The sequence below is a fragment of the Zobellella denitrificans genome, assembly GCF_002407485.1.
Classification (GTDB): domain Bacteria; phylum Pseudomonadota; class Gammaproteobacteria; order Enterobacterales; family Aeromonadaceae; genus Oceanimonas; species Oceanimonas denitrificans.
In genome coordinates, this window is sequence record NZ_CP012621.1 from 4,018,672 (window position 1) to 4,041,963 (window position 23,292).

The 23,292-nt window shown below is 65.0% G+C and carries 21 protein-coding genes; 6 read left to right on the top strand and 15 right to left on the bottom strand.

Going from position 1 to position 23,292, the window contains the following annotated elements; translation table 11 throughout:
* Positions 1 to 292 precede the first annotated feature (292 nt).
* Both thiD and polA read right to left on the bottom strand, forming a co-directional pair.
* Complete coding sequence (gene thiD, locus AN401_RS18990; RefSeq protein WP_096780204.1) at positions 293 to 1,123, bottom strand: bifunctional hydroxymethylpyrimidine kinase/phosphomethylpyrimidine kinase; 831 nt, start codon at positions 1,121 to 1,123, stop codon at positions 293 to 295.
* Positions 1,124 to 1,660: 537 nt separating this feature from the next.
* Positions 1,661 to 4,402, bottom strand: coding sequence for a DNA polymerase I (gene polA / locus AN401_RS18995; RefSeq protein WP_096780205.1), 2,742 nt, complete (start codon positions 4,400 to 4,402; stop codon positions 1,661 to 1,663).
* A gap of 309 nt (positions 4,403 to 4,711) precedes the next feature.
* Between polA and elbB the strand changes: the two genes are divergently transcribed.
* Positions 4,712 to 5,359: an isoprenoid biosynthesis glyoxalase ElbB gene (gene elbB / locus AN401_RS19000; RefSeq protein WP_096780206.1), complete on the top strand. Its 648-nt coding sequence runs from the start codon at positions 4,712 to 4,714 to the stop codon at positions 5,357 to 5,359.
* A gap of 226 nt (positions 5,360 to 5,585) precedes the next feature.
* Here elbB and AN401_RS19005 read toward each other — a convergent pair whose 3' ends face one another.
* From AN401_RS19005 to AN401_RS19015, 3 genes are all read right to left on the bottom strand, one after another.
* On the bottom strand, positions 5,586 to 6,245 hold the full coding sequence (locus AN401_RS19005; RefSeq protein WP_094039431.1) for a 7-cyano-7-deazaguanine/7-aminomethyl-7-deazaguanine transporter: 660 nt from the start codon (positions 6,243 to 6,245) through the stop codon (positions 5,586 to 5,588).
* Positions 6,246 to 6,421: 176 nt separating this feature from the next.
* Positions 6,422 to 6,688, bottom strand: a complete 267-nt coding sequence (locus AN401_RS19010; RefSeq protein ID WP_096780412.1) for a DUF3630 family protein — start codon at positions 6,686 to 6,688, stop codon at positions 6,422 to 6,424.
* 2 nt (positions 6,689 to 6,690) lie between these two features.
* A complete protein-coding gene (locus tag AN401_RS19015) occupies positions 6,691 to 8,124 on the bottom strand; it encodes a protein adenylyltransferase SelO (protein WP_096780207.1) in 1,434 nt (477 codons plus the stop codon).
* A gap of 119 nt (positions 8,125 to 8,243) precedes the next feature.
* Here AN401_RS19015 and AN401_RS19020 point away from each other — a divergent pair, with 119 nt between their 5' ends.
* Positions 8,244 to 8,543 (top strand): c-type cytochrome, encoded by a 300-nt coding sequence (locus AN401_RS19020; protein WP_094039433.1) that lies wholly within the window; start codon positions 8,244 to 8,246, stop codon positions 8,541 to 8,543.
* A 45-nt stretch (positions 8,544 to 8,588) separates the two neighbouring features.
* Here AN401_RS19020 and recQ read toward each other — a convergent pair whose 3' ends face one another.
* On the bottom strand, positions 8,589 to 10,415 hold the full coding sequence (recQ, locus tag AN401_RS19025) for a DNA helicase RecQ (protein WP_096780208.1): 1,827 nt from the start codon (positions 10,413 to 10,415) through the stop codon (positions 8,589 to 8,591).
* A 321-nt stretch (positions 10,416 to 10,736) separates the two neighbouring features.
* Here recQ and rarD point away from each other — a divergent pair, with 321 nt between their 5' ends.
* The 3 genes from rarD to AN401_RS19040 all read left to right on the top strand — a co-directional run bounded on the left by rarD (position 10,737) and on the right by AN401_RS19040 (position 13,141).
* Entirely contained in the window at positions 10,737 to 11,657 is a 921-nt protein-coding gene (gene rarD / locus AN401_RS19030; RefSeq protein ID WP_094039435.1) for an EamA family transporter RarD, read from the top strand.
* Positions 11,658 to 11,661: 4 nt separating this feature from the next.
* Positions 11,662 to 12,450, top strand: coding sequence for an AraC family transcriptional regulator (locus AN401_RS19035; RefSeq protein WP_096780209.1), 789 nt, complete (start codon positions 11,662 to 11,664; stop codon positions 12,448 to 12,450).
* A 61-nt stretch (positions 12,451 to 12,511) separates the two neighbouring features.
* Entirely contained in the window at positions 12,512 to 13,141 is a 630-nt protein-coding gene (locus tag AN401_RS19040; RefSeq protein ID WP_096780210.1) for a LysE family translocator, read from the top strand.
* Positions 13,142 to 13,172: 31 nt separating this feature from the next.
* Here the strand turns inward: AN401_RS19040 and AN401_RS19045 are convergent, their stop codons facing one another.
* The 8 genes from AN401_RS19045 to lptM form a co-directional block, all read right to left on the bottom strand.
* Positions 13,173 to 13,445, bottom strand: coding sequence for a YecH family metal-binding protein (locus AN401_RS19045; RefSeq protein ID WP_157772337.1), 273 nt, complete (start codon positions 13,443 to 13,445; stop codon positions 13,173 to 13,175).
* Positions 13,446 to 13,479: 34 nt separating this feature from the next.
* The gene (uvrD, locus tag AN401_RS19050) at positions 13,480 to 15,648 is read right to left on the bottom strand and encodes a DNA helicase II (protein WP_096780211.1); all 2,169 of its coding nucleotides are present in this window, start codon (positions 15,646 to 15,648) and stop codon (positions 13,480 to 13,482) included.
* A gap of 35 nt (positions 15,649 to 15,683) precedes the next feature.
* The gene (locus tag AN401_RS19055) at positions 15,684 to 16,391 is read right to left on the bottom strand and encodes an HAD-IA family hydrolase (protein ID WP_094039440.1); all 708 of its coding nucleotides are present in this window, start codon (positions 16,389 to 16,391) and stop codon (positions 15,684 to 15,686) included.
* A 74-nt stretch (positions 16,392 to 16,465) separates the two neighbouring features.
* Positions 16,466 to 17,404 (bottom strand): tyrosine recombinase XerC, encoded by a 939-nt coding sequence (gene xerC, locus AN401_RS19060; protein WP_096780212.1) that lies wholly within the window; start codon positions 17,402 to 17,404, stop codon positions 16,466 to 16,468.
* Positions 17,391 to 18,074 (bottom strand): DUF484 family protein, encoded by a 684-nt coding sequence (locus AN401_RS19065; RefSeq protein WP_096780213.1) that lies wholly within the window; start codon positions 18,072 to 18,074, stop codon positions 17,391 to 17,393. The genes xerC and AN401_RS19065 overlap by 14 nt, the downstream gene beginning before the upstream one ends.
* Complete coding sequence (dapF, locus tag AN401_RS19070) at positions 18,071 to 18,898, bottom strand: diaminopimelate epimerase (protein ID WP_332461898.1); 828 nt, start codon at positions 18,896 to 18,898, stop codon at positions 18,071 to 18,073. Before dapF ends, AN401_RS19065 begins: the two co-directional genes overlap by 4 nt.
* A 9-nt stretch (positions 18,899 to 18,907) precedes the next feature.
* Positions 18,908 to 20,164, bottom strand: coding sequence for a diaminopimelate decarboxylase (gene lysA, locus AN401_RS19075; RefSeq protein WP_094039443.1), 1,257 nt, complete (start codon positions 20,162 to 20,164; stop codon positions 18,908 to 18,910).
* A gap of 11 nt (positions 20,165 to 20,175) precedes the next feature.
* Entirely contained in the window at positions 20,176 to 20,298 is a 123-nt protein-coding gene (gene lptM / locus AN401_RS19910; RefSeq protein WP_142995592.1) for an LPS translocon maturation chaperone LptM, read from the bottom strand.
* Between the two features lie 72 nt (positions 20,299 to 20,370).
* Between lptM and cyaY the strand changes: the two genes are divergently transcribed.
* Positions 20,371 to 20,682: an iron donor protein CyaY gene (gene cyaY / locus AN401_RS19080; protein WP_094039444.1), complete on the top strand. Its 312-nt coding sequence runs from the start codon at positions 20,371 to 20,373 to the stop codon at positions 20,680 to 20,682.
* Here cyaY and AN401_RS19085 read toward each other — a convergent pair.
* Entirely contained in the window at positions 20,679 to 23,186 is a 2,508-nt protein-coding gene (locus AN401_RS19085; protein ID WP_232513352.1) for a class I adenylate cyclase, read from the bottom strand. The genes cyaY and AN401_RS19085 overlap by 4 nt on opposite strands.
* Positions 23,187 to 23,292: the final 106 nt, after the last annotated feature.

The following is a 23,292-nucleotide window of genomic DNA, read 5'->3' on the forward strand; positions in this document are numbered from 1 at the left end:
GCAAAAAGCCTCCTTTCAATGCCTTTTCCAGGCGACAGGATCAGCTAAAAGAGGGGAGAAACGACACTGTACGCAGGCTATAGTAAGGAAGTTTTTGGATTAACTTTCAAGAAGTTAATTGATTATTTTTGGGTTTTCACGGCGACCGATACTACAAGCCGCCAAGGCAAAAGGCAAGCAAAGGCGGGCCGACTAGAGCCGGGAAGGCCGCGGCTTTCGCCCTTCCTGCCGAGCCTGGACCTTGCCCATTTGAGACAGCCCGCGCCGCGTCGACAAGCCGCCGGTACCGGCTTCAGGCTGAACCCTCGGCAGAAGCGAGGCCGCGGAAGAAATGCTCCACCGGGCCCCGGCCATGGCCCACCCGGAGCCCGGCGCCGGCGGCGATGGCCCTGTCGATATAGTGCTTGGCGGAGGCCACCGCCAGCTCCAGGGGCAGCCCCTGGGCCAGGTAGCAGGCCAGGGCCGCCGACAGGGTACAGCCGGTGCCGTGGGTGTTGGGGGTCATCACCCGGGGCGCATCAAAACAACGCACCTCGCCCCCGCTCAGCAGCCAGTCGGGGCTGCGCGGCTCCCGCTGCAGAAAACCACCCTTGAGCAGCACGGCGGCGCAGTGCAGCTCGGCCAGGCCGGCGAACAGGGACTCCACCTCGGCCAGCCGGGTCGGCAGGGCACAGTTGGCGAGGCGGGCCGCCTCGGGCAGGTTGGGGGTGATCACCTCCGCCAGGGGCAGCAGCTCCTCGCACAACGCGGCCACCGCCTCCTCGGCCAGCAGGGGATCGCCGTTGGCGCTCACCATCACCGGATCCACCACCAGATGGGCGGGACCGTGGCGGCGCAGCGCCTCGGCCAGGGTACGGATGGTGGCGGCGTCGCCGAGCATGCCCACCTTGACCGCCGCCACCGGCAAGTCCGAGAACACCGCCTCCAGCTGGTCGCGGATCATCTGCTGCGGCACCGGATGCACGGCGCTGACGCCACGGGTGTTCTGGGCGGTGAGGGCGGTGATCACCGAGCAGGCGTAGCCGCCGGTAGCGGAAATGGCCTTGATGTCGGCCTGGATGCCGGCCCCGCCGCTGCTGTCGGAGCCGGCGATGGTGAGAATGACGGGCTTGGTGCTGTGCATGTCCTTATGGTCCTCCCGTGGCGCGAAAGACCCGGACGGGATCCGCCCGTCGGTTTCCTGCGCCGGCATTGACAGGTGCAGCGGGGCCGGCGAGGCCGTCTCGGCTCCGGGGCTTCCAGCTGACTCCGACCGATAATAACGACGGCCACCGGCAAATGCCAGCCACAAAGGGGCACGAAAGGATCAGGGTAGAAAAACGTAACTAAGCAACATAAAACGTTTGCCTGTATACAATGTTCGACGCGGGAGCGGCACCCCGCATAGGCAGCCGGCGCTTTGGCTGCCGGGCAAAAAGTGCGGGATCTTCATCCAGGACCTTGAGGGTGAACAGGGGAAGCCGACGGATTGCGGATAAAAAAATGCCCCCGGGAATGCCCAGGGGCGGCCTAGCCAGCCATATTCAATTACGTGAAATAAAAGGTCTGTAAGACATAACGCCTTACCTCTGTACCCTACGCCGACAACTGTACATCAGCTGAGCGGATAAAAAAAGCGCCTTTCGTAATATATTTACATTTTTGTTGGTCAGCTGTCATTTTAGTGAGCCTGATCCCAGTTCTCACCCACCCCGGCCTCCACCAGCAGCGGCACGTCCAGGGTCGCCGCCTGCTCCATCAGGGTACGGATTTCGTCCTTGTAGGCGTCCACCCTGTCCTCGCGGATCTCGAACACCAGTTCGTCGTGCACCTGCATCAGCATGCGCACCTCGTCCGCCGGCAGACCGGCGACCCAGGCGTCCACCCGGATCATCGCCTGCTTGATGATGTCGGCGGCGGTACCCTGCATGGGAGCGTTGATGGCGGCCCGCTCGGCGCCCTTGCGGCGGGCACCGTTCTTGGCGTTGATCTCCGGCAGGTACAGCCGGCGGCCGAACAGGGTGGACACATAGCCCTGTTCGGCGGCCTGGGTGCGGGTTTCCTCCATATAGCGCAGCACGCCCGGGTAACGCTCGAAGTAGATGTCCATGTAGGCCTGGGACTCGGCCCGGGGAATACCCAGCTGGCGCGACAGGCCGAAGGCGCTCATGCCGTAGATCAGGCCGAAGTTGATGGCCTTGGCCCGGCGTCGCTGCTCGCCGGTCACCTGCTCCACCGCCACTCCGAACACCTCGGCGGCGGTGGCCTTGTGGATATCCAGCCCCCTGGCGAAGGCGTCGAGCAGGCCCTGGTCCCGGGACAGGTGGGCCATGATGCGCAGCTCGATCTGGGAGTAGTCCGCCGCCACCAGCTTGTAGCCGGGTTCGGCCACGAAGGCCTGGCGGATGCGCCGCCCTTCGGGGGTGCGGATGGGGATGTTCTGCAGGTTGGGGTCGGACGACGACAACCGGCCGGTGGCGGCGTTGGCTTGGTGGTAGGAGGTGTGGATGCGGCCGCTGTGCTCGTTGACCATCAGCGGCAGCTTGTCGGTATAGGTGGACTTGAGCTTGCTTAAGCCACGGTATTCCATCAACAGTTTGGGCAGCGGATAGTCCAGCGCCAGCTCCTGCAGTACTTCCTCGGCGGTGGACGGCGCCCCCTTGGGGGTCTTCTTCAGCACCGGCAGCTCGAGCTTGTTGAACAGGATCTCGCCCAGCTGCTTGGTGGAGCTCAGGTTGAAGGGCTCGCCCGCCAGGTCGAAGGCCTCCTGTTCCAGCTCCTTGAGCCGTTTGGCTATCTCGTCGCTCTGGATGGCCAGCAGCTGGCTGTCGATACGCACCCCGGTGTATTCCATCCGCGCCAGTATCGGCACCAGCGGCATTTCGATGGTCTCGAACACCCGCTGCAGTTCGGGCTCGGCCGCCAGTTTCGGCGCCAGGTGGTGGTGCAGCCGCAGGGTCACGTCGGCGTCTTCCGCCGCATAGGGGCCCGCCTGCTCCAGGGGGATCTGGTTGAAGGTGAGCTGCTTGGCGCCCTTGCCGGCGATGGACTCGAAGGAAATGGTGTCCTGATTGAGGAAGAAGGACGCCATGCTGTCCATGTCGTGCCGGGTCTGCACCGAGTTGAGCACGTAGGATTCGAGCATGGTGTCGAGCAGGGCCCCCTTCAGCGCAATGCCGTGGTTCTTCAGCACATTGATGTCGTACTTGAGATTCTGCCCCAGCTTGACCTTTTGTTCGTCCTCCAGCAGCGGCTTGAGCGCCCCCAGCACCGCGGCTTCGTTCAGCTGCGCCGGCGCGTCCAGGTAATCGTGGCCGAAGGGCACGTAGGCGGCCCGGCCCGGTTCCACCGCGAAGGACACGCCCACCACCCGGGCATCCCGGTAGTTGAGGCTGGTGGTCTCGGTATCGAAGGCAAAATAGGGCGCCGCCTGCAGCCGCTCGATCCAGGCATCCAGCTCGGCTGGCTCCAGCACCAGCTGATAGTCGGTTTCCGGGGCCGGCACCGCCGGCTCGGCGGACTCGGCCTTGCCTTCCCCCCGCTCCAGCTCTTCCAGCAGGGTCTTGAACTCGTACTCCCGGTAGAGGGCCGCCAGGGCCTCCTTATCCGGCTCGCCCGGCTGCAGCTCGGCGGGGCCGAATTCCAGCGTCACGTCGGTCTTGATGGTGGCCAGCTCCCGGGACAAGCGCACCATCTCCTGGTGCTCGAGGAACTTGGCGGCGAAGGTCTTGGCGCCGCGGAAACCCAAGGACGCGATCCGCTCCGGGCTGGCAGCGATATCCTCGATGGAGCCCAGCCCCTGCAGCAGCGCCAGAGCGGTCTTCTCGCCCACCCCTGGCATGCCGGGAATGTTGTCCACCTTGTCGCCCACCAGGGCCAGCAGATCCACGATCAGTTCCGGCGGCACCCCAAACTTTTCGATCACCCCGTCCCGATCCATAAAGCTGTTCTTCATGGTGTCCATCAGCAGCACGTGATCCGACACCAGCTGGGCCATGTCCTTGTCGCCGGTGCTGATCACCACGTCCAGCCGCTGCTCGGTGGCCTGGCGCGCCAGGGTACCGATGACGTCATCCGCCTCCACCCCATCCTCGATCAGCAGCGGCAGGCCCATGGCGCGGATAATGGCGTGGATCGGCTCCACCTGGCTGCGCAGATCGTCGGGCATGGGCGGCCGGTGCGCCTTGTAGTCGGCGTACATGTCGTTGCGGAAGGTCTTGCCCTTGGCGTCGAACACCACCGCCACCCGGGATTCGGGAAACTGCTTGTGCAGGCTGCGCAGCATGTTGGTGACCACCCGGATGGCGCCGGTGGGACGGCCGTCGCTGGTGCGCAGATCGGCCTGCTGGGAGGCGAAATAGGCACGATACAGGTAGGAGGATCCATCGACCAGGATCAGGGGTTTGGCAGGAATGGCAACCATGGCGTCTTCTCTTTGATGCGTTGGGCGCTAGCATGCCACAGCCGGGCCGGGGACACCACGGCGGAGCCGGAAAGGTCTGTGGATAACTCTGTGAAGACGGGATCCGGGCCGGATCATGATAAAATCAAATACCATATATTAATCAGTGGTTTATAATTTAAATATCGATCCGGAAAGGTGATCTTGGGATGTGGAAAATTGGCAGCGGGGAGGATCTGCACAATTGTTGACCGGAATTAATGCTAGCATAGTTCCAGCGGATCGATCCGAGCCAGATCACAAATTTCAAAAGCCGAAAAGGAGAGCCATATGAAAAAAGTTGCCGTTATCTTGAGCGGCTGCGGCGTCTATGACGGAGCGGAAATCCACGAAGCGGTACTGTGCCTGCTGCACCTGTCCCGGCACGGCGCCCGCTACCAGTGCTTCGCCCCCGACAAGCCCCAGCATCATGTGGTGAACCACCTCACCGGCGAAACCCAGGCCGGCAGCCGCAACGTGCTGGAGGAAGCCGCCCGCATCGCCCGGGGCCAGATCAAGCCCCTGTCCGAGCTGAAGGCCGACGACTTCGATGCCCTGCTGCTGCCCGGCGGCTTCGGTGTCGCCAAGAACCTGTGCGACTTCGCCTTCAAGGGTGCCGAGGCCAGGGTGGATCCGCAGGTGCTGGCCGCCTGCAAGGCCTTCGCCACCACCCGCAAGCCCGCCGGCTACTGCTGCATCGCCCCCGTCCTGATCCCCCACGCCTACCCGGCCGGGGTCAAGGGCACCATAGGCACGGATCCGGGCACGGCCGGGGCCTTCTCCGCCATGGGCGGCGAGCACATCGGCTGTGCCGTGACCGACGTGGTGGAAGACAGCCACTACAAGGTGATCTCCACCCCCGCCTACATGCTGGCCGAGAACATCGCCGAAGCGGATACCGGCATCGGCAAGCTGGTGAAGCGGCTGCTGGAGATGTAAAAAAAGGGCCGGCATAAAGCCGGCCCGAAAACTCTGGAAGCAATGTGAGCAATGTCGTGCCTTCGCAAGCTGTCTTCACCTACACCTAGCAGAAGTGGAAGTCATCTTCGGAAAGCGAGTTAACGATAATCGTTATCATTTGTGATTGCAAATCTTTTTTCCGCTTTTCCGCAAATAAAACGGGCTCCGGTGATGGTCACCGGAGCCCGTTCTTGCCGTGCCGCCCTCAGTAGCCGGTTTGCACCCGGGGCTCCTGCTCGCCCAGGAACTTGCGGCTCAGGTATTTGAGCAGCAGGCCGTAAGCCGGCACGAACAGGGCCAGGCTGAACACCAGCTTGAACAGGTAGTCGACCAGGGCGATCTCCACCCAGTGCTCCGCCATAAAGGGATCCGGCGAACGGTAGAAGGCCAGGCTGAAGAAGGCCAGGGTATCCACCAGGTTGCCGAAGATGGTGGAGCAGGTGGGCGCCACCCACCAGGCCTTGATCCGGCGCAGCCGGTTGAACACCGACACGTCCATGATCTGGCCCAGCACATAGGCCATAAAGCTGGCCAGGGCGATGCGGGCCACGAACAGGTTGAACTCGGACAGGGCCGCCAGGCCCTGGTAGCGGGCCTCGAAGAACAGCACCGACAGCACATAGGAGGTGGCCAGGGCCGGCAGCATCACGTAGAAGATGATGCGCCGGGCCATGCCGGCGCCGAAGATGCGTACCGTCAGATCCGTGGCCAGGTAGATGAAGGGAAAGCTGAGCGCGCCCCAGGTGGTATGGAAGCCGAACAGGGTAAAGGGCAGCTGCACCAGGTAGTTGCTGGCGGCGATGATGGCGACGTGGAACAGCGACAGCCGGATCAGCGCCGTCTGGTATTGAGCGGGAGAAATCACTTTTTCACCTTTTTGTTCAATGGGGTAAGGGAACCCATCCCGGTGCGGGTTGGACAGGCCGCAGTATAAGGCCGCGCCGTGAATTGACAACCGCCTTGTTTTTAAGCACCGGAATGCGAAGCGGCGCCATTTTAATCGCTGGCGGGAAATTTGTCTTTATTTAAAGATAAATCTCCCTAACGGGAAAGGCTCCGGTTCCACTGTGCCGTCAGCCAGTCGGCCGCCTCCTGGTCCTGCTCGCCCAGCGGCTGCAGCCAGGCGGCATCCGCGTAGTGCTGAAAACACAGCAGCAGCCGGCTGCCTTCAAAGGCCACCAGCCACTGGTGGTAATCGGCGCCCTCCTCCCGCTCGACGAGGTCGAGCTCCAGCTCCCGCACCAGGCGCTCGGCCCAGTCGGGAAAGTTTTCCATGGTCAGGCTAATGTCGGTGGTCAATGTCTTCATGATCAGGAACTGCAGGAAACACAAATCTGTCCGGCCCACTCGGGGGCCGGGGCGGCGTAGTAATCGAATTCGGGCTGCTCGTCGAAGGGCCGGGACAGCACCTGCAGCAGCAGCGCCGCCTCGCTCATGTCGCCCCGCTCGGCCCGCTCGATGGCCTGCTGGGCCAGGTGGTTGCGCAGCACGTACTTGGGGTTGACCGCGTTCATCTGCGCGACCTTGTCGCCGTGGTCCCGGCCTTCCCGGGCCAGCCGGGCCTGGTAGCGGCCGAACCAGTCGTCCCAGGCGCCGGCATCGCTCAGCAGGGCGAGCAACGGCTCGGGAACCGGCCCTTCCGGCGCCAGCAGCGCCAGCCGGCGGAACCAGCAGCTGTAGTCCACCTGCTGGGCCGCCATCAGATTGAACATGTCCCGGAACAGGGCGGGATCCTCGTCTTCCCAGGCCGCCAGCCCCAGTTTCTGTCGCATCGCTTCGGAGAAACTGGACAACAGCGCATATTCATAGCCGTCCAGGGCCTGGCGCAGCGACTCCACCGGCACCAGCCCCGACAACGCCTGGGCCAGCCGCTGCAGGTTCCAGTAGCCCACCGTGGGCTGCTGATCGTAGGCATAGCGGCCCGCATGATCCGAATGGTTGCAGATATGGCCGGGATTGTAGCCGTCGAGGAAACCGTAGGGGCCGTAGTCCAGGGTCAGGCCCAGCATCGACATGTTGTCGGTATTCATCACCCCGTGGCAGAAGCCCACCGCCTGCCACCGGGCAATAAGGGTGGCGGTACGCTGCACCACCCGCTCGAACAGGGCGGCGTAGCCGGCCTGGTCCTGGCTCAGATCCGGCCACTGGGTCTGGATCAGGTAGTCGAGCAGGGCGGGAATGCGCTCCGCCTCGCCGCTGTAATAGAAATACTCGAAGTGGCCGAAGCGCAGGTGGCTCTGGGCCACGCGCAGCACGGCGGCCCCCGGCTCCACCTGCTCCCGGTACACCGGCTCTTCACTGCCCACCAGGCACAGCGCCCGGGTGGTGGGGATGCCCAGGTGATGCAAGGCCTCGGAGGCCAGGTATTCGCGCAGGGAGGAACGCAGCACCGCCCGGCCATCACCGAAGCGGGAATAGGGGGTCTTGCCCGCCCCCTTGAGGTGCAGATCCCAGCGCTGGCCGTCGGGCGCCACCACCTCGCCCAGCAACAGGGCACGGCCGTCTCCCAGCCGGGGGCTGTAGCCGCCGAACTGGTGGCCGGCATAGACCTGGGCGAAGGGCGCCATGTCCGGCAGCAGCCGGGTACCGCTGGTGACCTCCAGCCACTGCTGATCGGACAAGGCCATGCCCAGCGCCTCGGCCAGGGGGTAATTCACCAGCAACAGCCGGGGTGCTTGCAGCGGCGTCGGTTCGACCCGGCTGCCGGCCCAGTCAAAAGTTGCATATTGATTGCTTAATATCACATTTTCACCCTGCCGCCGTCGGCCGTGTTTTATTTTTCACCTTGGCTTACCTTATACTGCTTCGGCTCAGTAAAGGAGCTCGGAAGCAATTCGTCTACCAACAATAACGGAGTTCAATGATGAAGAAATTGATGACAGCCGCCGCCCTGATGGCCTTGATCGGTGCTCCTGCCTTTGCCGCCGGTGATGCGGAAGCGGGCAAGGCCAAGTCCGCCGTTTGTGCCGCCTGCCACGGCGCCGAAGGGATTTCCGCCATGGACATCTACCCCAACCTGGCCGGCCAGAAAGCCGCCTACACCGTCAAGCAGCTGAAAGCCTTCCGTGACGGCGAGCGCAACGACCCCGTGATGGCCCCCATGGCCAAGCCGCTGTCCGACCAGGACATCGAGGATCTGGCCGCCTACTACGCCGGCCTGTAACGCCTGCCGGGTCCGCGTTTACGCGGACCTTAACACCGTTACTGCTCAAGCCTGCCGGCGCAACAGCGCCAGGAAGGCCGCCCCGAAACGCTCCAGCTTGCGCATGCCCACCCCGTTGATGCCCAGCAGCTCCGCTTCGGTCTTGGGCCGATAGCGGGCCAGCTCGGTGAGGGTGGCGTCGCTGAACACCACATAGGGCGGCACGTCCGCTTCCTCCGCCAGTTGCTTGCGCAGCTGCCGCAGTTCCTTGAACAAGGCCCTGTCCTCGGCCCGGCTCAGTCCGCTTTCGCCCTTGTCCTTTTGACGCACCCGCGCCAGCCGGGGTTCCGCCAGTTCCAGTCGCACCTCGCCGCGCAGCACCGGCCGGGCCGCCTCGGTCAGCTGCAGCACCATGTTGCGGGTGATGTTCTGGGTGAGCAAACCCGAGTGGATCAGCTGGCGCAGCACGCTGACCCAGTGCTCCTGGCTCTTGTCCTTGCCGATGCCGTAGGTGGACAGCCGGTCGTGGCCGTGATCGCGGATGCGCTGGGTGGCCGCACCGCGCAGCACCTCCACCACGTACATGACGCCGAAGCCCTGACCGACCCGGTAGACACAGGACAGCGCCTTCTGGGCGTCCTCGGTGCCGTCGTAGCGCTTGGGCGGATCCAGGCAGATATCGCAGTTGCCGCAGGGCTCGCGCTGGTACTCGCCGAAGTAGTTGAGCAGCACCTGGCGCCGGCAGGTGAGCGACTCGGCGAAGGCGGCCATGACGTTGAGCTTGTACAGCTCCACCTGCAGCTGCTGCTCGTTGTCGCTGTTTTCCAGCAGCCGCCGTACCCGGCCCACATCGCCCGGATCGTACAGCAGCAGGGCTTCCGCCGGCAGGCCGTCGCGTCCGCCCCGGCCGGTTTCCTGGTAGTAGGACTCGATGTTCTTGGGGATGTCGTAGTGCACCACGTAACGCACGTTGGGCTTGTCGATGCCCATGCCGAAGGCGACGGTGGCCACGACAATGTCCAGATCGTCGCGGATAAAGCGCTCCTGCACCGACTGGCGCAGTTCCAGCGGCAGGCCGGCGTGGTAGCTGGCGGCCCGGTGGCCCCGGGCCAGCAGCCGCTCGGCCACCTCCTCCACCCGCTTGCGGCTGGAGCAGTAGACGATACCGCACTGGCCGCTCTGCTCGGCCACGTAGCGCAGCAACTGGTCGATGCCCTTGAATTTTTCCACCAGGGTGTAGCGGATATTGGGCCGATCGAAGCTGGCGATATGAATGAGGGGGTCGGTCAGGTCGAGCCGGCCCAGCATGTCCCGGCGGGTGGCCTCGTCGGCGGTGGCGGTGAGCGCCATCACCGGAATATGGGGAAACCACTGCTTGAGCCGGCCCAGCTCGGCGTACTCGGGCCTGAAGTCGTGGCCCCACTGGGAGATGCAGTGGGCCTCGTCGATGGCAAACAGGCCGAGATCCAGTTCCCCCAGCCGCTCCATGAACTCGTGCTGCAACAGCCGCTCCGGCGATACGTAGAGCAGCTTGATCTCGCCCCGGCGCAGGGCGGCGAAGTGGCGCAGCATCTCCTCCCGGCTCAGCGCACTGTTGATATAGACGGCGGCCACGCCGTTGGCGACCAGAGTATCCACCTGATCCTTCATCAGCGAGATCAGCGGCGACACCACCACGGTGAGGCCCGGGCGCAGCAGGGCGGGGATCTGGTAGCAGATCGACTTGCCGCCGCCGGTGGGCTTGATCACCAGGGCATCGCGCCCGGCGATCACCGCCTCGATAATCTCCTGCTGGCCGTCGCGGAAGGACTGGTAGCCGAACACCTGCTGCAGTACCGCCAGCGGGCTGTCGGGAATGGCGATGGCATCGGAGGGGTCGGGCGAGGCAGTCATGGGCATCCGCTAGCTGAAAGGAAGCGGGCATTGTAAAGCAGGGGGCGGCAACAATAAACCGCGCTTGCCCGGGTTAACAATACAGCGACATGGCCGGTGCAACAGATCCAGATTCATTATAAAAGCCATTGCCCGCAAGCTTGGCCGTGGCCCTCATGGAACGGCACAACGAACAGGGCGAGCATGTCGCCTTTGGCACCGGCACCTTCCTGGTGGGCTGAATCACCGGCGTGAAAGTACCAACCAGTTACATTTGCTACTGGCCAGGCGGCCCATCCTGTGGCTAAACTGGTTTTCCATCCTATCACCCGATTTTTGACCATGGCAAAAGACCAAGCCGCCCAGGGTGCCCTGTTCGCCCTCGGCGCCTATTTCCTGTGGGGCATCGCCCCCCTCTACTTCAAGCAGTTGATGGCGGTGCCGGCCTTCGAGATCCTCACCCACAGGGTGATCTGGTCCTTCCTGCTGCTGCTGGCGCTGATCAGCGCCCTCGGGTACTGGCCCCGGGTCAGGGCCATATTGCGCGCGCCGCGCCAGTTGCTGATGCTGCTGCTGTCGTCGGTCACCATCGGCCTCAACTGGCTGGTGTTTATCTGGGCGGTCAACAACGACCATATGCTGGATGCCAGCCTGGGTTATTACATCAACCCGCTGTTCAACATAGTGCTGGCCATGCTGTTCCTGGGCGAGCGCTTCCGTCCCCTGCAGTGGCTGGCGGTGGGCCTGGCGAGCACCGGCGTGCTCATCCAGGTGCTGGTGTTCGGCAGCCTGCCCTGGGTGGCGCTGGTGCTGGCGCTGTCCTTCGGGCTTTATGGGCTGATCCGCAAGCAGGTGCCGGTGGATCCCTTTACCGGCCTGATGCTGGAAACCCTGGTGCTGCTGCCCGCCGCCGCCCTCTACCTGTGGGGCTTTGCCGACACCGCCACCAGCCACCTGGGCGAGAACCCGCTCAGCCTCAACCTCTGGCTGATCTCCGCCGGCCTGGTCACCACGGCGCCGCTGCTGCTGTTCGCCGGCGCCGCCCGGCGGCTTAGGCTGTCCACCCTCGGCTTCTTCCAGTACCTGGGGCCCAGCCTGATGTTCCTGCTGGCGGTGCTGCTCTACAACGAGCCCTTCACCCGGGACAAGGTGATCACCTTCGCCCTGATCTGGACCGCCCTGGTGATCTACACCCTGGACGGCCTGCGCCAGCGGCGGCGCAATCTTTTACAAAACAGCGGCGGCCCCGAGCCGCTAAAATAACGGGATGAGCGACGTCAAATACTGGAAATACCCGGGCCTGGACGGCCTGGAACTGTGCCTGGCGGATCATGTGGCCTTTCGCTACGGCCGCCATGTCCACCTCGACTACCATCTCGGCCTGGTCGAGCTGGGGGCGCAGAACTTCATCCACCAGGGCAGCTCGGCGCCGCTGGCGCCGGGCCAGTTGTCGCTGCTCAACCCGGACATCGCCCACGACGGCAGCTGCTTCGGCGAGCTGGGCTTTCGGGTACGGGTATTTTCCCTCGCCCCGGAGCTGATGGCCACCCTGGCCGAGGAGCTGGAGCAGGCCCCGCCCTTCTTCGGCCGGCCCCTGCTGCACCAGCCCCGGCTCTACCGGCAGAGCCTGGCGCTGCACCGGCAACTGGAACAAGGGGCGCTGGCCCCGGAGGAGGCCGAAAGCCAGCTGCTGGCCCTGTTGTCCGACTTCTTCCCCTATCGGGAGCAACGACCGCTGGAGGCCGCCGCCCTCGGCCGGCTGCGCGACCGGCTGCTGGCCGGGCTGGACCAGCCCCACCCCCTGGAGCAACTCGCCGCCGACGCCGGTCTCTCGCGCTTCCAGTTTTTGCGCCGGTTCAAGGCGGCCGTGGGCATGACACCCCACGCCTACCTCCGGCGGCTGCGGCTGGAAGCCGCCAAGAAACAGCTGGCCCGGGGCCGCGCCGTCGCCGACACCGCCCTGGCGGTGGGCTTTTTCGATCAGGCCCACTTCCACCGCGCCTTCGTGGCCGCCTACCGCATCACCCCGGCCCGCTTCCGCGCCCAGATGCAATAAGTTACAAGCCGGCGGCCCGCCAGCACCCTAGGCTGTGAGCATCATCTCACCGGAGCCGCACATGGACACCTCCCTTCTTCTCACCATAGGATTCATTCACCTGGTGGCGCTGGCCAGCCCGGGGCCGGACCTGGCGCTGATGCTGCGCTTCTCGGCCCGGCGCCGGGCCGCCCTGGGCGCGGCCAGCGGGATCGCCGCCGGCATACTGGTGCACAGCCTGCTCAGCCTCACCGGCATCAGCCTGCTGATCCAGGGCCAGCCGCTGCTGTTCAGCCTGGTGCGACTGGCCGGCGCCGCCTACCTCGGCTGGCTGGGCTGGGGCGCGCTTAAGGCATCCCTGACACCGGCAGCGAACAGGCTCACCGCTGCGTCCGGGCTGCCGGAACGGGGCTTCTGGGCCGGCTTCAGCACCAATCTGCTCAACCCCAAGGCGCTGGTGTTCTTTATCGGCCTGCTCGCCGCCCTGGTCGGGCCCGAGGTGGGCTGGCTGACCCGGGGCCTGCTGGTGCTGGAGCTGTTCCTGCTCAGCCTGCTGTGGTTCCTGGCCCTGGCCTGGTGGCTGTCGTCGCTTAAGGTGCAGGCCCGGCTGCTGGCCTGGAGCCGGCCGGTCAACGCCCTGTGCGGCCTGCTGTTTTGCGGCGTGGCCGGCTCCATCCTCTGGCTGGTGGTGGGTGAATTGGCGAGAAGCTAGGGCGGGCCGGCCAAACGCCGGCCCGAAAGGGTCAGTGTGCGCAGACTTCGGCGAAGTTGAGCTGCCAGCCCTGCTCGGTCAGCACCAGCTTGCCCTTGGCCTGCATGATGGGCAGCAATTCGTCCAGGCTCAGATCCTGGTGGGAGCAGGTGCAGAAACGGGCCGCTTCGCCGAAGCGTTCGGCCGCGAAGGCGTGGATATCGGCGGCGGGCACCGGCCGGGCGTGGGCCAGCAGGGCGTGCAGCAAGTCATGGGCGTGGGTCATCTCGGTCTCCGGATTGAACAAACGGCGCTGTTGTACCATGGCCGCCGGCTCCCGACGCTGATCGACATCAAACTCAGACCGCTTCCAGCCTGGCATAGGCGGTGACCAGCCATTTGCTGCCGCCGTCGTCGAAGTTGACCTGCACCCGGCTCTGGGCACCGGCGCCCTCGAAGTTGAGCACCACCCCCTCGCCGAACTTGGGGTGCAGCACCCGCTGGCCCAGGCGGAAGCCGGTCTGGTCGAAGGTCTCCTGCACCCGGTCCTGGCTGAAGCGGCCGTTGGGCAGGGCCCGGGTGACTTTCGCCTTGAGCCGGATCTCCTCCAGGCAGTCGGCGGGCAGCTCCTTGATAAAGCGGCTGGGCCGGTGGAACATCTCCCGGCCGTAGAGGCGGCGGCTCTCCGCATGGCTGATATAGAGCTTGTGCATGGCCCGGGTCATGCCCACGTAGGCCAGCCGGCGCTCCTCCTCCAGCCGGCGGCTCTCCTCCGCCGACAGCTGGCTGGGGAACATGCCCTCCTCCAGCCCCACCATGAACACCAGCGGGAACTCCAGGCCCTTGGCCGAGTGCAGCGTCATCAGCTGCACCGCGTCATCGAACTGATCCGCCTGGCCCTCGCCCGCCTCCAGCGCCGCGTGGGACAAAAAGGCCGACAGCGGCGACATCTCGTCCTCCTCCGCCGGACTGAACTGGCGGGTGGCGCTGACCAGCTCCTCCAGGTTCTCCACCCGGGACTGGGCCTTCTCGCCCTTTTCCGCCAGGTACATGGCCTTGAGCCCGGACAGCTCGATCACCCGGTCGGTCTGCAGGTGCAGCGGCAGCTCCCGGGTATCGTCCTCCAGCTGGTTGATCAGCGCCAGGAAGCGGCTCACCGCCGAGGCGGCCCGGCCGGTAAGGATTTTTTCCTCCACCAGCGCCCAGGCCGACTGCCACAGGGTCTGCTGGCGGTCCCGGGCGGCGTCGCGGATCAACCCCAGGGTGCGTTCGCCGATGCCGCGGGTGGGGGTGTTGACGATGCGCTCGAAGGAGGCCTCGTCGCCCCTGTTGTTGATGAGGCGCAGGTAGCCGAGGGCGTCCTTGATCTCCTGGCGCTCGAAGAAGCGCAGGCCGCCGTAGATGCGGTAAGGCAGGCGCTCCTGGATCAGCGCCTCTTCCAGCACCCGCGACTGGGCGTTGTTACGGTAGAGGATGGCGGTTTCGCTTAAGCTTCCGTCCTGCTGGCGCCACTGCTTGATGCGCTCCACCACGAAGCGAGCCTCGTCCACCTCGTTGAAGGCGCTGTAGATGGCGATGGGCTCGCCCTCGGCGCCCTCGGTCCACAGCTCCTTGCCCATGCGCTCGGCGTTGTTGGCGATCAGGGTGTTGGCGGCCTTGAGGATGGTGCCGGTGGAGCGGTAGTTCTGCTCCAGGCGAACGGTCTCGGCACCGGGAAAGTCGGCCAGGAAGCGGGCGATGTTCTCCACCCGCGCCCCGCGCCAGCCGTAGATGGACTGGTCGTCGTCGCCCACTATCATCACCCGGGCGCGGTCGCCGGCCAGCATCCGCAGCCAGGCGTACTGGATGCTGTTGGTGTCCTGGAACTCGTCCACCAGGATATGGCGGAAGCGGTCCTGGTAGTGCTGCAATATGTGCGGCTTGTGCAGCCACAGTTCGTGGGCGCGCAGCAGCAGCTCGGCGAAGTCCACCAACCCGGCCCGGTCGCAGGTGTCCTGATAGACCTGGTAGATCTGGCGGTAGGTCTTCTGCAGCGGATCGTTGAGCACCTGGATGTCGCCCGGGCGCAGGCCTTCATCCTTGCGGGCGTTGATAAAGCCGGCGGCCTGGCGCGGCGGCCACTGTTTTTCGTCCAGGTTCAGGCTCTTGAGGACGCGGCGCAGCAGCCGCAGCTGATCGTCCGAGTCGAGGATCTGGAAGTCCTGGGGCAGGTTGGCGTCCAGGTGGTGGGCGCGCAGCAGCCGGTGGGCCAGGCCGTGGAAGGTGCCGAGCCAGAGCCCGAACAGCCGCCCGCCCAGCAGTTGCTCCACCCGGCCGCGCATCTCGGCGGCCGCCTTGTTGGTGAAGGTCACCGCCAGGATGGCGGAGGCCGGCACCTGCTCCACCTGCATCAGCCAGGCGATGCGATGCACCAGCACCCGGGTCTTGCCGCTGCCAGCCCCGGCCAGCACCAGCATGTTCTGGGAAGGGGCGGCCACCGCCTCGCGTTGCTTGTCGTTCATGCCGTCAAGCAGGCTGGATACATCCATCACATCTCCTGGGAATATTTACAGTATGGCGGCGATTATAACAGCTCCAGCAGCTGCTCCAACCGCTCCAGGGCCACCTGGGGCAGACAGTGCAGATCCGCTTCGCTGCGGCCGTTGTCGTTGAGCCACACCGCCTGGCAGCCACTGCGTACGGCGCCGGCCACGTCGGTGTTGATATGGTCGCCGATATGCAGGATCTCGGACGGCGCCACCCCCAGCCGTTCGGCCAGGGTCAGGAACAGGTCCGGCGCCGGCTTCATCCGGCCGTCGGGCCCGGCCCTGAGCACCACCTCGAAATAGGGCGCCAGCTCGGTGCGCTCCAGCGGCAGGTTGCCGTTGGTGATCACCGCCAGCCGGTGGCGCCGGCCCAGGGTGGAGAGCACCCTGTGGGTCACCTCGGGCACCCGTATTTTGCCGCGTTCGGCCAGAAAACCCTGGTAATACTCCTCGGCCAGCATCTCTGCCCTGTCCCCGGCCACGCCCTGGCGGAGCAGGCCCTCGGTCAGCACCGCCCGCCGGCAGGCGCTCACATCGTGGGCCAGTGCGGGCCGCTCCTGCAGCAGTTGCCGCTTGATCGCGGCCAGTTGCTCCTTGCCGAGCAGGGTCGACTCGGGGTGATCCTGCTTCAGGGCGTCGAGCAGCCAGGCTTCCGCCGCCGCCATCACCGGCACGTTGTCGTACAGGGTGTCGTCCAGATCGAAGCTGAGTACCTTGACGGGGCCGAGTCGTTTGTAAAAGCGCATCCTGGATTCCGGGTAAAGGGCAGTGAGGGGATTCTAACCAAAAAACCGGGGACGAGTCCTGGAAATTGGGGCGGCTATTCCTCTTCCTTGCGCCGTTTGGCCCTGGGATGGGCCTGGTCGTAGGCCTTGGCCAGGTGCTGGAAGTCGAGATGGGTATAGATCTGGGTGGTGGCGAGATCCGCATGGCCCAGCAGTTCCTGCACCGCGCGCAGGTCGCCGCTGGACTCCAGCATATGGGTGGCGAAGGAATGGCGCAGCTTGTGAGGATGCACATGGCTCGACAGCGCCTGCTGTTGTCCGCGCTTGGCCAAGCGCAGCTGCACGCTGCGATGGGAAATGCGCCGCCGCTGCTGGCTCACGAACAGCGCCGGCTCGTCCGGTCCGGCCAGCTCATTGCGCACCGCCAGCCACTTCTCCAGCCAGTCCAGCGCCATCCGCCCCACCGGCAGGATACGCTCCTTGTTGCCCTTGCCGATCACCCGCAGCTGGCGTTCGGCAAACTGCACGTCGCCCAGGTTCAGGCCGACCAGCTCGTCCAGGCGCAGGCCGGAGGAATACAGCAACTCCATGATGGCCCTGTCCCGCACCGCCAGGGGGTCGGACTCGTCGAGGTTCATCAACTGGTGCAGCTCGTCCACGTCCAGGTTCTTGGGCAGGGGCCGGCCCTGCTTGGGGGCGCTGACCCCCTTGGCGGGATTGGCGGACAATACGCCCTGCAGCACCAGCCAGTCGCAGAAGCTGCGCAGGGCGCTGAGCTGGGTGGCGATGGAGCGGGGCGACAGCCCCTGCTTGTGCAGGCGGGTGGCGAGGCCACGCACATGGGACACGGTCAGCACCCGCCATTGGCCAAGGTGCAGCTCGACCAGCTGGCCGGCCATGGCGTACAGGTGGCGGCCGTAGCCGTCGCGGGTGTGGGCGCTCAGCTGGCGCTCTACCCGCAGGTATTCGAGGAAGTCGGCGATGGCCGCGGCCGGCTCAGGCGCGGCCGGCCGGGTCGGCTCAGGGCTGGCCATCGGCCACCAGCCGGGGCAGCAACAGGGCGAGGAAGTCGGCGAGCTGGCGGATGATCAGGGTGTCCATGCCCGACCGGTAGTGGCCGCTGTCGCCGCTGCCGAAGGCCAGCAGTCCCATCTCCCCTGCCCGGCCCAGGCGGATCAGGGCACAGGAGTTGACCAGGGCATCGCCGAACAGCCGCTGCTTCTCGTCCTTACCGAGCCGGCCCAGATAGACGTCCTGGCCCGCCATCCGCTCCCGGTACAGCCGCTCCAGCTGCTCGCCGGGCAGGGCTCGGGGCAGGTCGCGCCAGCGGGCGTCCGGTACCAGCCGCACCGCCGACACCCGCAGCTGCTCCCGCAGGGTGCGCCCCATGCACTGTTCGAGCTCGGCCAGGTCGCCGCACTCGAACAGGCGCGGATAGAGATCCAGGTACACCCGGAAGATGCGCTCGTTCTCCCCGGCCACCGTCATCAGCTGGGTGATCTCCTCCTCCAGGGCGTGGATGCGCTGGCGCTGGCGCTCCAGCTTGGCCTCCACCAGGGAGACGCTGCCGCGTTGCTCGTGGGGCAGGCGCAACTGCTCCAGCAGGCCCCGCTGGCGCAGAAAGAAATCCGGCCGGGCGGCCAGGTAATCGGCGATACGGCTTTCATCCAGGTTGGCCTCGGCCAGTCGGGTTCTGTCGGTCATAGGTTGATCTGTCCGTCGAAGACGTGTTCCGCCGGGCCCGTCATGTACACCGGCTTGCCCGGTCCCTTCCAGGCGATGGTGAGGCTGCCGCCGGGCAGGTGCACCTGCACCCGCTCCGCCAGTTTGCCCCAGCTCATGCCGGTCACCGCCGCCGCGCAGGCGCCGGTGCCGCAGGCCAGGGTCTCGCCGGCGCCGCGCTCGTACACCCGCAGGTTGATCTCCCGGGCGTTGAGCACCTGCATAAAGCCGACGTTGACCCGGGCCGGGAAGCGCTCATGGCTTTCCAGCTCGGGGCCCAGGCTGGCCACCAGCTCGGTGCCGATGTCGTCCACTTCCAGCACGCAGTGGGGGTTGCCCATGGACACGGTGCCGCACAGCACCGTCTGGTCCTGGGTGCGGATCAAGTAGGTCTTCTCCGCCTTCTGGGCCTTGAACGGAATATTGGCCGGCTCGAAGTCGGGCACCCCCATGTTGACGGTGACCTGGTTGTCCTTCTCCAGCTGCAGCACTATGTTGCCCTTCTGGGTGCTGACGTTGATCCTGTCCTTGTTGGTCAGCCCCTTGAGCCGCACGAAACGGGCGAAGCAGCGGGCGCCGTTGCCGCACTGCTCCACCTCGGAGCCGTCGGCATTGAAGATGCGGTAGTGGAAATCGAGCTCGGGATCATAGGGTGGCTCCACCAGCAGCAGCTGGTCGAAGCCGATGCCGAAATGGCGATCGGCGAGCTGGCGGATCACCTCGGGATTGAAGAACACCTTCTGGGTGACGCCATCGACCACCATAAAGTCGTTGCCGAGCCCCTGCATTTTGGAAAAGTGGATCACGCTTACCTCTTATGCGCCGGGCAGCAGGCTCTCGCCCCGCCACAGCTCGGTCAGTTGTTCCCGCTCGCGCACCACATAGGCCTGGTCCCCGTCCACCATCACCTCGGCGGCCCGGGGCCGGCTGTTGTAGTTGGAGGCCATCACAAAACCATAGGCGCCGGCGGAACGCACCGCCAGCAGGTCGCCCTCGGTGATGGCCAGGGTACGGTCCTTGCCGATAAAGTCGCCGGTTTCGCACACCGGGCCCACCACGTCGTAGACCGCCGGCTCCCGCTGCAGGGTGGAATCCACAGGTATGATGGCCTGCCAGGCGCTGTACAGGGCCGGGCGGATCAGGTCGTTCATGGCGGCGTCGACGATGGCGAAATTCTTGGCCTCGCCCGGCTTGAGGTGCTCCACCCGGGTCAGCAGCACGCCAGCGTTGGCGGCGATGGCGCGGCCCGGCTCGAATACCAGGGTCAGGTTGCGGTCCTGCAGGCGGGCCTTGAGCTGCTCGGCGTAGCGGCTGGGCTCGGGCGGCGCTTCCTGGTCGTAGCGCACGCCCAGGCCGCCACCCACGTCCAGGTGATGGATGTGGATGCCGTCCTCGGCCAGGCCGTCGATCAGCACCAGCAGCTTGTCCACCGCCTCGAGGAAGGGCGCCAGCTCGGTCAGCTGGGAGCCGATATGGCAGTCCACGCCGTTGACCGCGAGGTGGGGCAGGGCCGCCGCCTGGCGGTAGATGTCCCTGGCCTGCTCGATGGGAATGCCGAACTTGTTCTCTTTCAGGCCGGTGGAGATATAGGGATGGGTGCCGGCGTCGATGTCCGGGTTGACCCGGATGGACACCGGTGCCTTGACGCCCATCTCGCCCGCCACGCTGTTGATGCGCTCCAGTTCGGCCACCGATTCCACGTTGAAGCAGAAGATCTGCTGCTCCAGGGCGAAGCGGATTTCGTCGACCCGCTTGCCCACGCCGGAAAACACCACCTTGCGCGGATCGCCGCCGGCGGCGATCACCCGGCACAGTTCACCCTTGGAGACGATATCGAAGCCCGAACCCAGCCGCGCCAGCACGTTCAGCACCGCCAGGTTGGAATTGGCCTTGACCGCGTAGCAGATCAGGTGGTCCACCTCGCCGGCGGCCTGGTCGAAGGCCTTCCAGTGGCGCTCCAGGGTGGCGCGGGAATAGACGTAGAGGGGGGTGCCGTGCTGTTCGGCCAGGCGGGTGAGATCGCAGGCCTCGCCGTAGAGGCGGCCATCGTCCTGATAATTAAAGTAATCCAAGGTAGTTTCCTTTACGACTGCTCAACCTGAGTGGGTTCCTGGCCGGCCTCGGGCAGGGTCAGCGGGCCCTTGAGGCCACAACCCGCCAGGCTCAGGGCCAGGGCGACCAGCGCGGTCAGCTTGAATTTGTTCATCGTATGACTGTGAATATGGTTTAGGGCTCTTATAATCGCATTCAGATTCTCAAAAGCAATAGGAAGCGGGCAATGAACGACAGTGAATTCCACGCCTTGGCGGACGCCATTTACCAGCATATCGAGGAGTGCATCGACCAGAGTGGCGAGGACATCGAATGCGAGACCGTGGGCGGGGTCATGACCCTCACCTTCGAAAACGGGATCAAGTTCGTGATCAACCGCCAGGAGCCGCTGCACCAGATCTGGCTGGCCACCCGGGAAAACGGCCATCATTTCGCCTACCGGGACGGCCAGTGGATCGACAACCGCCAGGGCCACGAGCTGCTGGCCTGGGTCAGCCTGCAGGCCAAACGCCAGGGCGGCGCCGAACTCGTGCTTTAACCCAAACAGGCCCGGGGATCGTCCTTGACGGTGCGATAGGGCAGTACCCGGGGCTGGCCGTCGGCGGCCACGATTTCATAGTACTGGGGCAGGTTGAAGTTGGCGAAATGGCTCTGCCCCACCCCGTGCTCGTGATGGGAGGTGTAGAAGCGGTTGATGCTCTGCACCAGTTCGTCCTTGCTGCCCGACACCTGGCGATACACCTCGACCCGGTTGGCCTCGTCCAGGATGTAGAGGTTGTAGCCGTCGCCGGCGTCCTCGAAAAAGAACTGCATCAGGCCTTCGCTGGCGTAGGCATCCACTATGTCCGGCACCGCCTTGTCGTCCTGCTGATCCAGGCGCAGGGCGTGGCGGGACTGCTTCTGGCTGGACAGCTGGCGGTAGAAGTCCACCGCGTTTTCCATCTTCTGCACGCTGACCCCGCGCCGTTCGAAAAAGATGCCGTACTTGTCGCCGCCCAGCACCAGGGTCTTGATGGTGCTGCCCTGGGCGCGCGCCAGGCGCAGGCCGATGCATTCCTTCACCAGTTGCTCGAAACGGGTGCGGATCAGGCTGCGGAAGTTCAGGCTGTAGCAGTGCACGTCCAGGCTCTCGGGCGCGTTGGCGTCCTGATGCATCTTGCCGAGGATGGTGGTCAGCGCCTCCACCACGGCGGTGGGCCCGCTGAAGTGCAGGGTGCGGATCTCGTCCCAGGAGTTGCGGTAGATCAGATCCACCGAGCCCACCAGGTTCTCCAGCTGATGGCCGAAACTGAAGGGATCGCTGGTCTTGGCGCTGAACTCGATGGCCCTGTTGCGCCAGCGGGCGGTGGGGTCGGTTTCAAGGTTGAGGAAGATGCCCAGGTTGCGCACCTCGCAGGGCCGGCTCAGGGCCAGGTTGGTCGGCGCCGGGGTCCGCACCGGGAAGATGCGCGCCAGATCGCCGCAGAATTCCTGCAGATGACGCCGGGTCAGATCGGTGTTCTGGTTGAACAGGTGCAGCCGGGTGCTGGGCACCAGCAGGCCGTTGAAATGGGCCCAGGCCACCAGCTTGCCGACATAGCCGCTGTACTCGAGCGGGCTGCGGCCGATGATGTCCCCCGGGGCCAGGCCGCACTTGTACAGGTACCAGCCGGCGGGGTTGACCCGGCCTTCCGGCACCTGCACCAGGCTGATGTCCGGCTCGCTCAGATCCGGGGCAATCTTGAGGTTGATCAGCTGCACCTTGCCCGGCAGGTTCTCGAAGGCGGCGTAGAGCTTGCGCGACAGTATGCCAATGTCTTCCGGGTTGATGCACTCGCTGATGTTGTTGCGCCGGGCGAACTGGATCAGGTTGCGGTAGCTCTGCATCAGGGCTTCGAGCAGCTCGCCGTAGGCGGCCTTGACCTCTTCCACCTTCCAGTGGGCCCGGTCATCGAGCCGGGCCAGCTTGTCCGCCGGCCAGCCCCAGGCCGCCACCAGCCGGTTGATCAACTTCCGCCGCCAGGCGTACTGGGCATCGTTGCCGTGGGTGCGGTGCAGCCCTTCCGACACCTTGAGGTAGAAACAGCGCCGCACCAGATCGAGCCGCTTCTCATCGCCGATGGACTTGAGATAGCCGGTCACCTTTTCCAGCATCAGCATGTAGTGATCCTGGTACTCGTCCAGCACCTCTGATGACTGGAAGTGTCCCTTGAGGTGGCGGCACAGCAGCTGGGTATCCGGGTACTCGTGGGAATAGGCTTCCATCAGTACCGTTTTGAGCACCGCCTTGTAGGGCGAGTCGATGCCCTTGTACAGCTGCCACAGGGCCGAGCCGAAGTACTCTTCCGCCGGTATGCGGGCGAAACCGCCCAGATCCAGCCATTCGTCGGTGTTGAGGGTGCCGTTGGCAAACTGCTCGGCCACGAACTGATCGTACTTGGGTCCCAGCTTGCCGGGGGCGAACATCCACACCAGCCGTTTGCCGGCGATGCGCAGGTTGCTGCGATAGAACTCGTCCAGCAGCAGCAGGTGCTGGGCGCTGCCGCAACTCTCGCCCTGCACCCACTGCTGGTTGTCGGTACGGAACTTGTTGTCGGGGATCAGGAACAGGTTAAGCTCCACCTGGCGCTGCTCCGCCCATTTGGAGATCAGCAGGCACTTCTGCTGCAGCAGCTCGACCCGCTCCGGGGCCATCTGGTGGGAGTAGCAGACCCAGACGTCCAGGTCGGAATGGCGGCACTGGCCGATGGACGAGGTGCTGCCCATGGAATAGAGGCCGAAGATCTCGTTCTTGCCGTGCTGCAGCCCCTGGTGACCGTTGGCCGCCTGGCACAATTCGTCGATGAACTCCTGCTGGCGTTCGTTGGGGCGGAAGTGGCAGACACCCGCGGGCACGTCCCCGGGCAGGTAACCCGGCAACAGGGGGTGATGGTAGTGCAACAGCACCGGCAGCAACTGGAATACCTGCTGGCCGTAACGACTCATCACCGCCAGGGCGCGAGCCTGCTTCTGCTGGTTAAACTGGTCACATCGCTCGACGAGCCGGTGAAAATTCGCGTGCAAGGTACAGGCCTTCGTTGGACCGACACAGACCCGGGACAGGTCAAAAGTGTGATCATGGTAACAATTAGCCAGTAAATGAACAATATCTGCCATGACACATTTTCGC